We start from the raw sequence: 14,045 nt of genomic DNA on the forward strand, positions 1-14,045 counted from the left end.
TTCAGGACAATCGGTTGATTTCGGAGGAGACAAAATGTCCGTAGCAAAAGTTAACAAGATGATGAAAGACAACGATGTCGCATTCGTTGACATGCGTTTCACAGATACACGCGGTAAGGAGCAGCACGTTAGTTTACCGGCTTCACAAATTGATGCGGGCTTTTTCAAAGAAGGCAAGATGTTTGATGGTTCATCGATTTCCGGCTGGAAGGGCATTAACGAGTCAGACATGATCCTGATGCCGGACGTGACCACCGCATTTATGGACCCGTTCATGGATGAGCCAACCATGATCATCCGTTGTGACATCCTCGAACCCGCCACCATGCAGGGTTATGAGCGTGATCCACGCTCCATCGCCAAGCGTGCCGAGGCCTATCTGGCATCAACCAAGATCGGCGATAACGCCTTCTTTGGTCCTGAAAACGAATTCTTTGTGTTTGATGACGTTCGCTGGGGCGCCGACATGAGCGGTTCCTTCTGCAAGATCGATTCTGAAGAAGCCGAGTGGAACTCCGAGCGTGTCTACGAAGACGGTAACATCGGTCATCGTCCTGGCATGAAGGGGGGTTACTTCCCGGTTCCGCCCGTCGATTCCCTGCAGGACATGCGTTCTGCCATGTGTCTGGCCCTGGAAGATGTCGGCCAAACCGTAGAAGTGCATCACCACGAAGTGGCAACAGCCGGCCAGTGTGAAATTGGTGTTGGCTTTAATTCGCTGGTGGCCAAGGCCGACGAAGTCCAGGTTCTCAAGTATGTCATCCAGAACGTCGCCCATGCCTATGGCAAGACAGCGACCTTCATGCCGAAGCCACTCGTTGGTGATAACGGCAGTGGTATGCATGTGCATATGTCGATTGCCAAGGCTGGTAAGAACCTGTTCACGGGTAACAAGTACGGTGGCCTGTCTGACATCGCCCTTTACTACATTGGCGGTATCATCAAGCATGCCAAGGCCCTGAACGCCTTTACCAATGCCTCAACCAACTCTTACAAGCGTCTGGTTCCGGGCTTTGAAGCCCCGGTTATGCTGGCTTATTCTGCCCGCAACCGTTCTGCTTCGATTCGTATCCCATTCGTGTCTAACCCGAAGGGCCGCCGTATTGAAGTGCGTTTCCCGGATTCAACGGCCAACCCCTACCTGGCCTTCTCTGCCATGCTCATGGCCGGCCTTGATGGTATTCAGAATAAGATCCACCCGGGCGATGCCATGGACAAGGACCTGTATGACCTGCCGCCGGAAGAAGAGGCCCAGATCCCACAGGTTTGTCACTCATTTGATCAGGCACTGGATGCCCTGGATCAGGATCGTGACTTCCTCAAGGCAGGCGGTGTATTCACCGATGACGTGATCGATAGCTACATCAAGCTGAAGATGGAAGAAGTCACCCGTATGCGTATGACCACGCACCCGGTTGAGTTCGATATGTATTACAGCCTGTAAAGTCGGTTATCAGCCATACTGAAAACGCCTCCCACTCGGGAGGCGTTTTTTTTATGTGAAAACGTGACCGCGTAGCCAGATAAAATATTGAGTACTGTCACAGACTTGGCTATGCTCAGGGCAGGAGAGAGACCCTTATGCGCAAAATCATCGTATTCTGTTTGCTGGCCGTGTTTGCACAACCGGTACTGGCGAAGCTGTATAAGTGCAAGGATGCCGAGGGTAATACCGTCTATACCGATGAACCCTGTGCTGATGGCAAGGAACTCAAACTGCCGCCGCTGCATACCTATACGCCGGTGATCATCCCGCCTGCATTCCCGACGACTAATGAGGCTGATAAAAAGGCTGTGACCTACGAGTCGTTAAAGATCCTCGAGCCGGCTAATGACAAACCCGTCTACAATAATACAGGGACAGTGACCGTCAGTTATCAGCTCAAACCCTCACTTGATACCAGTCAGGGCCACCAGTTTTCGATTGCCCTGGATGGCAAGCAGTTAAAAACCAAGGGTGTCACCAACCAGATCCAGCTCCAGAACCTGGATCGTGGCAGCCACAGTGTGCAGATATTTGTCGTCGATAAGGATAACGGCATCCTCCTCTCATCGCCGACCGTGACCTTCCATTTGCGCCAGGAAAGCCTTCTCAACACACCTCTGCCGGGCAGCCCGCAAAAGGCCCCCCAGGCACCAAGTGTCCCCGCCGCGCCGCGCGCCACGGGTCTATAAATCCTCACACACAGCCCCTATATGCACTATAATGGTGCAATACCTGCCCGTTATCGGCGCGATTAGTCCAAAGAATTTTCAGAGATACCTGGATAGTGGCGTAAGTCACGATCATGTGTTCGTATATTATTGTTTTAATTAGAGTTTCATAATCGAAAAAAGTGCCGAATTTTTTACCAGGAAGGCATGAAAATGGTTCGAGAATTGCACAAGGGGTAGGCATGATGGTGAAGCAGACACGCCCGCTTAAATTGGGGGGCCTGGTTTTAGAATACATGAATACCGCCGTATTGGTGTTCGATGCGGAACTGCGCCTGAACTACCTGAATCCCGCCGCCGAGATGTTGTTTGCCGTCAGCGCCAGGCAGATGGTGGGCACGAGTGTTCAGGAGTTGTTGCCGGCCGAACCGACCTTTCGCGAGAACCTGCACCAGGCCCTCACCACGGGCCAGGGCATGACCGAGCGTGAGCTGACCCTGATGCTGAATAGTGAGAAAAAGATCACGGTGGACTGCTCGGTAACCTCGATAAGGGGCGAAGCAGAGGATGACCTGGTGTTGGTCGAGATCATGCAGGTTGATCATCATTTGCGTATTTCGCGTGAGGAACGTCTGCAGGCGCAGAATCTGGCAACCCGGGCCCTGGTGCGCGGCTTTGCGCATGAGGTGAAAAACCCCTTGGGTGGCCTGCGCGGTGCCGCGCAGCTTCTCGAGGGCGAATTGGCCGAGGAGTCACTAAAGGAATACACGCAGATTATCATCGGCGAGGCCGACCGGCTGCAGAAATTGGTCGATGAAATGCTGGGCCCAAATCGCCTGCCGAAAAAGTCATTGGTCAATATTCATGAAATCCTGGAGCGGGTGAGGAGTCTTGTCCTCGCAGAGATGCCGGAAGGTGTGCAAATTAAACGCAATTACGACCCCAGTATTCCTGAATTTACCGCAGACCGGGATCAGCTCTTCCAGGCCATTTTGAATATTGTCAGAAATGCCATTCAGGCCGTTGAGGGTAAAGGCATTATAGAGCTGAGCACACGAATAGAAAGACAGTTCACGATTGGTAATGTCAGGCATCGCCACGTGTTAAGACTGGATATCAGTGATGATGGTCCGGGTATACCAGAAGACATGATACAAAAGATTTTTTATCCCATGGTAACAAGCCGCGCAGAAGGTACCGGCGTCGGTTTGTCTATCTCACAATCACTCATAAGTCGCCATGACGGCCTTATTGAATGTAGTAGTAGTAATGAAGGCGCAAATTTCAGGATATTGCTGCCGTTAGAAACGGAGATGAAAGACGATGGCTAAGGAAAAGGTATGGGTCATTGATGATGACCGATCAATTCGCTGGGTGCTGGAAAAGGCACTTGAAAAGGCAGACATGGACGTGGTGTGTTTTGAAAATGCAAACCGGATCATGGCCAAGCTGGCAGAGGGGAAGCCCGATGTTATTCTTACCGATATTCGCATGCCGGGCATCAATGGCCTGGAATTACTCAATGACATCAATACTGCCTACCCGGACCTGCCGGTGATTATCATGACCGCGCATTCCGACCTGGATAGTGCGGTCTCGGCCTATCAGGGCGGTGCATTTGAATATCTGCCAAAACCCTTCGATATCGATGATGCCGTTGACATGGTCAGGCGTGCGGTGGATCTAAAGAGAACGCAGGAGCCCGTAAGCCTGGATAGCCAGGTAACCAAGACCGAGATCATCGGTGAGGCACCGGCTATGCAGGAGGTGTTCCGCGCCATTGGCCGGCTGGCCCGCTCAAACATCACCGTGCTGATCAACGGTGAGTCGGGTACGGGTAAAGAACTTGTGGCCCATGCCCTGCACCGCCACAGTCCACGTGCAGACAAACCCTTTATTGCGATCAATACCGCGGCGATACCCAAGGACTTGCTGGAATCTGAATTATTCGGCCATGAAAAGGGCGCCTTCACCGGCGCACAGGCTATGCACCGCGGCCGTTTTGAACAGGCCGACGGTGGCACGCTATTTCTGGATGAGATTGGTGATATGCCGGCCGAGTTACAGACACGCCTGCTGCGTGTGTTGGCAGAGGGCGAGTTTTACCGGGTAGGTGGGCGAACGGCCGTTAAGGTCGATGTACGCATTATTGCAGCCACGCACCAGGACCTGGAGAAACTGGTGAAGGAAGGTCGCTTCCGTGAGGACCTGTTTCATCGTCTGAATGTCATACGCATTCATGTCCCGGCCCTGCGTGAACGCAAGGAAGACATCCCCGCGCTATTAAGGCATTTTATGGCACAGGCAGCGAAGGAGTTGAATACCGAGGTCAAGACGCTCACGGCCGAGGCAGAGAAATTTTTAAGCCAGGTTGAATGGCAAGGTAACGTCCGGCAGCTTGAAAACTTGTGCCGATGGTTGACGGTGATGGCCGCGGGTCAGGAAGTTATGGTCGAAGACCTGCCGCCGGAAATAAACAAGGCCGAGGAGCCTCGCGGCAATGAGGGCAGCTGGCAGAAATCACTCGAGCGCTGGGCAGACCAGCGCCTGAACGGTGGCGAAAATGGAATTCTGGATACTGCCGTGCCGGATTTCGAACGCATCATGATCCGTACCGCGCTGCGCCATACCGGTGGTCGCCGCCAGGATGCCGCCAAGTTGCTCGGCTGGGGACGCAACACCCTGACACGCAAGATCAAAGAGCTGGGGATGGAGCTTAATTGATTGATGATTTCCTGGCTCATAGAATCCCTTCGGGTTACACCATAGAACCTTACAGGTTCATCATGGATACCTCACCCATTTCCAATGGGTCGAGGCAATTATGAGTACCCTAACCTTCGTCCAGAAGATTCAGGGCAATTGGTGGTTGATGATTTTATAGGGTGAATTACTATCATCAATCTTTTTTAATAGAGTTCACGACGGTAAATGGTTGCATCATTGCCACGGAAGATGCCAAAGGTAGCGGTGGCGGAAGGATCATCATCGTAAGGACCATCTTCCAGACCATCGGTATTATCCCAGTCAAACTGTAACCAGGGCTCAACCGTCAGGCTTATCGTGGCACTGCCGTCATTGCCGGCGCCCGGGCCGAGGGTAACATCGCCCGGCAGGTGCAGGACAAGTGGTTTAGCGGGGTCACTGAGACCACTTATCAGGTCTGCAGGCGGCATGGTGACGGTGGCGGCGACCTCACCGGCATCGAGGCTACCAAGATAATTCGAGAATACGAGATTGTTGGCATTGGAGACGGGGTTGTTGGCGACATCATAGCTGACGCAGACATCATTCGCGTTGGTTATGAAACCACCCCCGCCAGCATCGCTTAAGAAATATTCCGTCGACAAGGGAATCGACAGTGGCAGCAGTTCCGAACCATACGCATTTGCGATGCGGAAGCGCCCGAAGCGCACGTCCGTCGGCATACCTATGGTGATACTGTCGCAATCACCCACCATAGTGCAATCACTCATTACGCCAGGCTTTTGATCACGACCGGCAATATTACGGCTGTCCAGTTCATCGTTCATCTGCAGGCTCAACTGCAAAGTTTGAAAGGCACCATCCGGGCCGGCGGCTGCGCGATCAAAGCTCGCCGCCGGGTCATTGACGCTGTATTCACCGGCAACCCAGTTGCCCGCTACACTGGACACGCGTGCCGTCATGTCGACACCGTCATTGTTATCCTCGGCATGCAGGCTCAGCGTGTCATTGTCCATCGAATCAGTCGTCTTATAGCCAGCAGCAGTATCGTAGTTATCCGTTTTGTTGTTGTTTAGGCTGCGTGCCTGAAGCGAATAACTGATGCTCAGCTCGGGTTGGCTCATATAGGTAAAGGCACCACAGGCCGCCGCGACGTTGCTCGCCGTTAACGTAAAGTGGTCCGGGAAGAAACGGCCAACAACGCCAGCACCCATATTGGGAACAATGATGTCATCATACCGGCTGGTACCATTAATATTAACACCGGGCGAATTCAGGTAGTCGCTTGCATCGGCCTGCATGAAAATACTGCCGACCTCGCTATAGGCCATGTTCATGATAGTGACCTGGCCATCGGCAAAGGTCCCCTTTGCAAGCATGGTCGGAGTCAGGCTACCGAGTATGCCGCCAGCAGGGGTATCGAGTATCGGACTCAGCGCGGTATCCCAGTCATAATGGGGGGTCAGGCCATTATTGGTGAGATTGGTTATCGGTGTGTCAGGGACACCGTTATTATTCAAATCGTCGGCGGTCTGCCACAGATAGGCGCCCAGCGTGGCATTGAAACTGGCATCGGCGGCGACAAAGCCGTCACCGGCGGTGGCAGTGCCTCGCGGGTTGGGTATGCCGCCGGCATCCTGAATATTCGTAAAGGCAAAACCAAACGGCCGGGTGGTGATGCTGTCCGAACTGCCACGGCGGTTACCGTCACGAATATTCAGGATATATTTACCCACATCGGTCGTGTCGAGGTTAAAGCTGGCGACGCCGTTGATGAAGTCGAGTTGGTTGGCGCCGGTTAGATTGTTACCTCCGGGGTCGGCATTGGGTAATGATACGCCATTGATGCTGGGGGCAATGCCGTTGGGGTCATTGATGTCACGCGTGATCCAGGCACGGACCTGGCGGTCATCATTAAAATTGGTATCAATCATGCAATTGTTATCCAGCCTGGCCACGCTCATGGCTTCTGGTCGTCCAGCGATATTGATCGGGTCTGCAACTATGAGCGGATCAACACTAAGAATTCTGTTGGTTACGAGTAATGAGCGGTTGCCGCGACGAAAATCAATGGTTGCAGAGGTTGAAATGATCCCGGCAAAAGCATCCTGTACCGTGATAGCGACATCAGCATCATCAGACATGCCGAGGTCGAGTACAACAATGCCGTTATCAATAGCGACAAACTGGTAAGTGCCGGCACCATCATCGGCAGCGCCATTACTCAGGGGGCCGTTACCCGCGACCAGGCTCCAGTCACCGAGGCCGTTAGAAGTCGAGAGGTTAATCAGCCCGGTGTAATCGGTTATCGTATTGCCGAGGAAATCCCTGGCGATAATCGTGATCTCGGAATTATTCGTATTACAGACACTGCCAAAAACGGGGACGATGATATCAAAGTGATCAAGTATCCCTAGCGCACAGCCATGGGTTGCATTCCTGTCAGCCTGTATTTGTGCGGTTGTCTGCACGAAATTATAAATACGTGCTTCGTCAATGGAGCCATTAGCCGAACGATTGCTTGAACCCGAGGCAAAATAGGAGCTTCGATTATCACCAAGGTAAATTGTATTGAGTCCGCCTAATTCCCCATTGGTATTGAAGGTAGTATCTTCAGCGGCCAGGTTGCCATCGATATAGATCTGCAGCGTGTCGTTCGGCAGGTCCCAGGTAATGGCGATATGTACCCAGTCATCGGCGAGAATAATGTTGTCGCCGGTTTCAAGCTGAAAATCACCGTCATTGCTGTCTTCGAGGGCAAAACGTAAGCGGCTGCCGTTGCGGACTTGCAGGAAGAAGTACTTTTGGCCATTGGCGGTCGTCGAGGCATCGAGCAGTTGCCGGTTCTCGCCGCCGTCCCAGTCGACGTTGCTCTTATACCAGAAACTAATCGAACCGGTATTACCGACATCGGTAGTTACATTGACACGCGTATCGACAGCTTCAGTGGTACCGGTGGCATTATTCTCCGGAATTTCTCCATAGCGACAGGTGCCAGGACTGCCCGGCCGCGCCGGGCTGACAGAACGGGTACTAATGCCATCCACCGCTGTGCCGTGCCGTCCATTCCCTGACAAATCCACCACCTCACCAGCAGAGCCGCCCCAGGAGATCTCATCCATGCGGAAATAGGCAAGCAGTTGTGGCGGCGGTGGCGGTGCGGGTAGCAGGGAGATGGACTGGGTCGCCCCTACGTCGGCGTTACCACCGACGCTGGCCGTGCGCGGCCCGGTAGCGCTGGCCGTGGGACGAGCCTCATAATTGATCTCCATTGCGATACCAATGGCATTGTTTGGCGGCAGTGACGAAACATCAACGGCTTCCGTCATGCCGGCCGGCGGGGTCCACATCCTGGAACTGGTGAACTCGTGAGTCGTTACCAGCATGCCGCCGTCTTGCGTGGTGGTGATATCCGGTGCGGTATGTGTCGTGCCGTTGGGCGTGGGGTTGCCCAGCTCGGCATCGATGGGCGTGGCGGTATCCACGCCACTGAAGCTGGCAATGCCGCCGGCGGCGCCGGTAAATCCTGCAGCGGAGAATGTCCAGGTATAATCGGCTGGCTCGCTGGCACCGGCTACCCGGTAGTAGGTTTCCAACACACTGGAATTGGCGTTAGGCTGGGTAACTTTCCGGATCAGTGTCCAGCCAGCCGGTGCGGTAATGGTGATACTGGCGGGGCGGGCAGCGACCGAGGCGATCATGACATCGTCCCGAATGGTCCCGGTAGGGACGTTGATGGCAAGTCCCGCCGCACTGACTAAAGGTGCAGGGCTCAGGGCAAAAATGGCACCGATGTTCTCATCGGTACCACCAGTAGGCCAATTACTGATGCTTCTCGGACCTGCGGTGGTTTGCCGCTGGTAATTCAGGGTGATGCCCAGGTCTGGCTCAGCACCACCGTCGTTATAAGCGAAGTCGAAGGCTTCGCTCCAGTTTCCGTTTGCATCTGCTTGTTCAGTTACGTTGCGGTTATTACTGATAAACCCGGCAACAAGTAGCATGGCTGTAGGCGAGGTTGTGGTGATAGACCCCGTATCGATATTGTTGGAATCCTGGGCGACGACGCCCGGTCCAGGTGTTTCGAACGGGCTGGCGGGATCCACGCCCCGGAAACGGGAGATTTGGCCACCCAGACCGCTGCCATCGCCGGCGTTACAGAAAGAACCGGCCTGTGTGATCGTGTTCGGGTCAGTACTGTTAGCAAAGCGCCAGAAGATACGCACCTGCATTTCGTTAGTATCACTAGGGTTGCCCGGATACGTCGCGGCGTAATAGGTGTTCCAGCCGGGCATGGTCACGTCATTGCCGCCATCATCTTCCTTGGCCATCGCCAGGGCGATCAGCAGATCACCGTTTGTACCTGGGGGGATTGAAGGGTTGATACTGCCACAGCCCGTGATCCCCTGAGGGGAGCCGGTACCAATGTGGCTGATAGTCGTGGCCGTAGGTATCGTGTTAATGGCATTTTGCGCAGCGGCGCGAAAATTGACGGCAGCCTGTGCCAGAGCCGTGAACAGCAGGCAGCCGATGAGGCTGCTAATCAGTAATAGCCAAGATAGTAGAGGTCGTCTAGGTAGATTCATAGGCATTACTATTGCTTACGCTGAGTGGGCTGCCAAATATTCTCTAATTTTAGCATTTTGTAAGGCCATGGGCCTTGATCAGGTTTTTTCAACGACCCGGCCTCAGGGGGGCGGCAGCGAGATCGTCGCCGTGATACGCCGTCGCACGAAATCCGCACTGCCGTAATTGCTGAAACGGGCCTCAGAGGTGATAACAAAAATATTGATGTTGTTGCCAGCCTCGGTATGGGAGCTGGACGTGCACATAACAGTGACAGCAAAGCCGCCCTGGCCCGGTGCAGTAGCTGCGAAGCTCGGATTGTCGGTAATGCTTGTACAGGTGGCATTGGGTACCAGCACTCGTGCTATGGCCCACTCGATACCGCTACGTGCCGCCTGAAAGGCACGTGCCCCCTGGAGGGCGGCAGTCGTAGTGGTGCGTTGTGTACCACCAATGGTGACCATGAAAGCACCGATCGCAGAAAGGACCACCAGCAAAAAAATTGCCGTCACCAGTGAAAAGCCTTTTTGCCTAGGTAGCATAATATTGTCTGGCCTGATCATGGCGCATTATCCACGTGGACCTGGTGCAAGAGACGAATTTGTTCGCCCGTAGCGGCATCGAGAATGGTCAGGTCAAGGGTTGCCAGGCCGGCACGCTGGCTGGTGCCCGGTGCATAGGTAAAAGTGCATGAATCCACATTATCGGCCATGAGATTGCGCATTGTGTTGGGACCAACAAAGTCTGCTGCCTGCACGGGTTGGGTGACATTGGTGAAGTTATAGCCGGTGTAACGTAGCAATTGGCCATTTTCGCAGACATACGAAACAGGCGTATCGACGATATATACGCGGTGATTTAAAGAGGAGTCATGTCTGAACTGGAAACCACCATCAATGTTAACATGGTCTTCATTTCCTGAGTCAGAATAAGTAATCTTTCGACCCATGGGCGTGATGACATTTCGACCCAAACCATCAGGACCGGCATAGGCATTGGAGCCGGCGACGGGCACGCCCATGGCGTCAACCTGACCAATATTGTAAATAGCGATGCGATGGGTTGTGGAATCAAATGGCATCGTGGGAAAGGGCGCGGGTAAATTGCTAAAGTTGCCAAGGATATCGAAATCGCTGTCAAGTATGTTGAACTGAAGGCGGTTCAAAGGGTTTCCGGGTGGTGGCATAGCGCGGTAGCGTGCGCCCTCGAGCGTATGCAACAGCTCAAGTGCTGTATCGCCTGCATCAACGCGAACCCGTACACTGTTCGGCAAGGCACGACGGACATCACGCTGCATACGGCGCAGGGCGCTTTCTGCCGAATAGACCAGCGTCGCACGTCGACTCAGGTCGATAAAGCCCTGAATCGGCTGGGCAATAAACACCGACACGATACTCAACAGGATACCGCTGATGACGATGACAATAATCATCTCCACCAGGGTAAAGCCTTGCTGTTTCAGGCGCATCATGGGTACGCTGTCCGGTAACCGGCCAATACAATATCCGCCCCATCAGGCGGCGTAACGGTAACGGTGACGCGCAGGGCCGGAACCTGTGCGACGACAGGGCCGAGCATTTCGGCAACGACATTGACATTGACTGCGTAATTATCAAGACCGGCAATCGCCTTACCGTTAGGGTTAGCGGCATCACCTTGATCACGTACAACACTGTCCGGCAGACCGTTATAGTCATCGACATCATCAAACAGGTAACGCGATGCCTCGCCATCGGCATCCGGATCGGTAAATGCCTTGGCAAGTATCTCATCAAGATAAGACTCGGCAATCGCAATCGCCTGATGGCGCAGCATCGGGTCGGCACTGGAGCGGGTATTAATAGTCATGACCTGCAAGACCCCCGTCACGGCAATGCCGATCACAATGATCGAAATGATCAGCTCAACGAAGGTCACACCCTGTTGGTTGCGAAGCTGCCTCACTATAATTTCTCAATAAAGCCAATGGTTTTGATCATAATAAGCATTAAAAAATTAATCTGTCCCTTTATAGTTTGTAATTATCAAGACTAACGGTGCTGACGGCGTCGTAGATATCCTCAGCTGTCAGATTAGTATTATTGGGTACACGTTCATGTATCATTTTGGCTATCTCCATAGCACCATTGAAGTCATTATGCATAAACCGTTGTCTTAATGTTAATTCAAGATAAGGAACGAAATGCTTACCTTCATGAGGATAATACTCTGCAATTCCTGCATTCAAAATATTTAGCGCTTTCTCGCTTTCATCGCGGCGCAGGAGTGAAAGCGCGTATGCGTAGCGAATTCGATATTGACGAGCATCTAACGACAGGCATTTTTTAAAATTTAAGATTGCCAGGTCAGCTGAATTGGCCGGACCAAGATCGGGATTTTTAGCATAGAGCCAGGCCCTTAATTCATAGATTATGCTTCGATAATGATTAAGGTTTTCAGATGCGACCAGCAATGAAAGTGCTTTGTTGAATAATAATTTACGCGACTGTATTTCTGATTTTGGATAGGAAGATAAAACCGTATAAATAATATTCGCATGCGTTAAAAGCAGGGCATCATTCGCATGTAAGCTTTCAGCCTTTAGTAAGTTCTGCTCAGCAGATGCATAGTCGTTCTTTTCTATGAATGCATTTGCAACACGTTGATATTCATTGGATTGCCACATTTTAAAAAGGATTAAGGAAAGACTTAAAAATGCTGCAGATAAAATGATTTTATATATTATTGGTTTTACAGCCCTATGGAGTGAAATAGGTACTTTATTATCGTTGGACAGTAATTCATTCAGTCTGCCAATGAATAATCCTGTGATGATAATATGAGCGGTTATAAAAAAATTAAAAGTAAATAGACTGTGCATGCTCACAGCAAGAATCGCACAAAATATCCCGGCCGCCTCTGTTAATCGATCGGGTTTGTTTAGAGCAAATTTTATAAAAGAAACACCAATAGTGATTAATATTAGAAGGAAAAGTAACAGTCCTGGAAGCCCTGATTCAAGCCACATTTGCATATAATCATTATGGACAAAATATCCCCCGCTGGAGTCTGAGGCAAGGCGGTATTGCGGATATATTAACCAGAACATGCCTGGGCCAATTCCCAGAATTGGATGGTCTTTAATCATTTCCCAGGCTTGTTGCCAGATAACAAAACGATTGGCACCGGATGACTCGATATCAGTCATGGAAGAGAGGCGGGAAAATAATTTTGCATCAGAGAAGATGTCAGAAATAAACAATGTGATAGGCACAACCAGCGCGAGGAACATAATATGTTTTCGATTCGAGGGTTTTGCCGCAAGAAAAAGCAGAATTGCCAGTGCTATGAGCAGGCTTAGCGAAGCCCCGCGACTTTTCGATAGTCCGGAGACAAAAGTCATTAGTAAGATAGTCGCAGCAAGGAGCAGAGTAGACAGGTTGATTTTCTGGCTATTTATTGCGATTAAATACCTGGAGCAGGTCAGTAAAATAATGATATTTAATAGCGCGGCAAGAGAGTTGCGGTTTATAAATACAGAGCTTGGACTTAGGCCAAGGGCATACTGCTGATATATGGCGTGTATAGAGAGTGCACAGGCAATAAAGATTAAGAACAGACTAATATTTCTCCACCCGGCATCGTTTATTTTTGCGAACTGATATACGAAAAAACTTGCCGGCAACAGGCTGAGTATAAATACATTGTGTCGGCTGATGTGCGGCGATTCGCTCCAATTAACAGACAATAGAAACCAAACCCAGAATAAAAACAGGAAGAGACTCAAATAATTCCTGGTCAGGCTGATCGGGGATTTTGGCAGATTAAAAAAAATATAAAAATATGTAAGCAGGAATACAAATTGTGTTAATAACAGCAGCCTGTAATCTACGCCGGTGAAAAAAAGTGCTGACAGCCAGGCGATCAATAAGGCGATACTTATTAGTGAGGAACGGGCAGGTAAGATTTTTATATTGTTCATATTATATAAGGCTCAAGCAAAGAATGATGTCCTGCCGAATAGACGGGTGGTGCACGACGGCTCAGGCAGATAAGGCTCGACATGGTAGTGTTGGTGATGAACGGGATGATCAATTCAATTAAGGTAATGCCTGACTGTCGTTTAAACACCGTCACGGGAGTTCCTCTATGTAACCGGTTGCTTGATGAACTCTGAACGTATATCCATCAACATCACCGACAGTTATATCAATACCAATATCTGCTGCTCCCAGCGCATCAAAGATGATAGTTGCCGCTGTAATTGATACATCAGGATTACTACCTGTAAACCCAGGCTGTCCAGTAACAGGGTTCGGGGCAGCCGTTGTAAGAGAATCTCCGGGACAAGCATCGTTTGGTTTATCTGGTTCATCATCAATTGTGACGGTATAGGTGTTGTCCACAATAGCGACCTGGGTATTGCAGTTAATGGCCACGGCGAGTTGCTGGGCATAACGCACGGCGTTTAAGACCTCAGTGTAAAAGCCGCGGTTTTCAAAGCTGTCCTGGTTAAAAAAGCGAGGCAGGGCGGTGGCTGCTAGCAAGCCGGCAATGATCATCACCAGAACCAATTCTATCAGGGTAAATCCACGTTGATGCAGCATGGTTAAAGGTCCTGTTTCCTTATCATTTAAGCCTAT

10 protein-coding genes are annotated in these 14,045 nt (G+C 51.3%); 4 read left to right on the plus strand and 6 right to left on the minus strand.

Annotated features, from left to right (window positions below):
• The first annotated feature begins 34 nt into the window (after window positions 1-34).
• The 4 genes from glnA (at window position 35) to glnG (ending at window position 4,878) form a co-directional block, all read left to right on the plus strand.
• On the plus strand, window positions 35-1,444 hold the full coding sequence (glnA, locus tag EL386_RS00065) for a glutamate--ammonia ligase (protein ID WP_126452057.1): 1,410 nt from the start codon (window positions 35-37) through the stop codon (window positions 1,442-1,444).
• Window positions 1,445-1,581: 137 nt separating this feature from the next.
• The gene (locus tag EL386_RS00070) at window positions 1,582-2,175 is read left to right on the plus strand and encodes a DUF4124 domain-containing protein (RefSeq protein ID WP_126452059.1); all 594 of its coding nucleotides are present in this window, start codon (window positions 1,582-1,584) and stop codon (window positions 2,173-2,175) included.
• Between the two features lie 221 nt (window positions 2,176-2,396).
• Window positions 2,397-3,485 (plus strand): nitrogen regulation protein NR(II), encoded by a 1,089-nt coding sequence (gene glnL, locus EL386_RS00075; RefSeq protein ID WP_269471109.1) that lies wholly within the window; start codon window positions 2,397-2,399, stop codon window positions 3,483-3,485.
• The gene (glnG, locus tag EL386_RS00080) at window positions 3,478-4,878 is read left to right on the plus strand and encodes a nitrogen regulation protein NR(I) (protein ID WP_126452061.1); all 1,401 of its coding nucleotides are present in this window, start codon (window positions 3,478-3,480) and stop codon (window positions 4,876-4,878) included. Before glnL ends, glnG begins: the two co-directional genes overlap by 8 nt.
• A 185-nt stretch (window positions 4,879-5,063) precedes the next feature.
• Here glnG and EL386_RS00085 read toward each other — a convergent pair whose 3' ends face one another.
• The 6 genes from EL386_RS00085 to EL386_RS15835 all read right to left on the minus strand — a co-directional run bounded on the left by EL386_RS00085 (window position 5,064) and on the right by EL386_RS15835 (window position 14,009).
• Complete coding sequence (locus EL386_RS00085) at window positions 5,064-9,443, minus strand: LamG domain-containing protein (protein WP_172597561.1); 4,380 nt, start codon at window positions 9,441-9,443, stop codon at window positions 5,064-5,066.
• A gap of 102 nt (window positions 9,444-9,545) precedes the next feature.
• Window positions 9,546-9,965: a pilus assembly protein MshP gene (locus EL386_RS00090; protein WP_126452066.1), complete on the minus strand. Its 420-nt coding sequence runs from the start codon at window positions 9,963-9,965 to the stop codon at window positions 9,546-9,548.
• A 17-nt stretch (window positions 9,966-9,982) separates the two neighbouring features.
• Window positions 9,983-10,894 carry a type II secretion system protein gene (locus tag EL386_RS00095; protein ID WP_126452068.1) on the minus strand — a complete coding sequence of 304 codons (912 nt, stop codon included), beginning with the start codon at window positions 10,892-10,894 and terminating at the stop codon, window positions 9,983-9,985.
• Window positions 10,891-11,367, minus strand: coding sequence for a type IV pilus modification PilV family protein (locus EL386_RS00100; protein ID WP_197722124.1), 477 nt, complete (start codon window positions 11,365-11,367; stop codon window positions 10,891-10,893). Before EL386_RS00100 ends, EL386_RS00095 begins: the two co-directional genes overlap by 4 nt.
• A 64-nt stretch (window positions 11,368-11,431) precedes the next feature.
• Window positions 11,432-13,384 (minus strand): O-antigen ligase family protein, encoded by a 1,953-nt coding sequence (locus EL386_RS00105; protein ID WP_126452070.1) that lies wholly within the window; start codon window positions 13,382-13,384, stop codon window positions 11,432-11,434.
• 151 nt (window positions 13,385-13,535) lie between these two features.
• Entirely contained in the window at window positions 13,536-14,009 is a 474-nt protein-coding gene (locus tag EL386_RS15835; protein ID WP_126452073.1) for a pilus assembly FimT family protein, read from the minus strand.
• Window positions 14,010-14,045 lie beyond the last annotated feature (36 nt).

This window comes from Sulfuriflexus mobilis (assembly GCF_003967195.1).
GTDB classification, from domain to species: domain Bacteria; phylum Pseudomonadota; class Gammaproteobacteria; order AKS1; family AKS1; genus Sulfuriflexus; species Sulfuriflexus mobilis.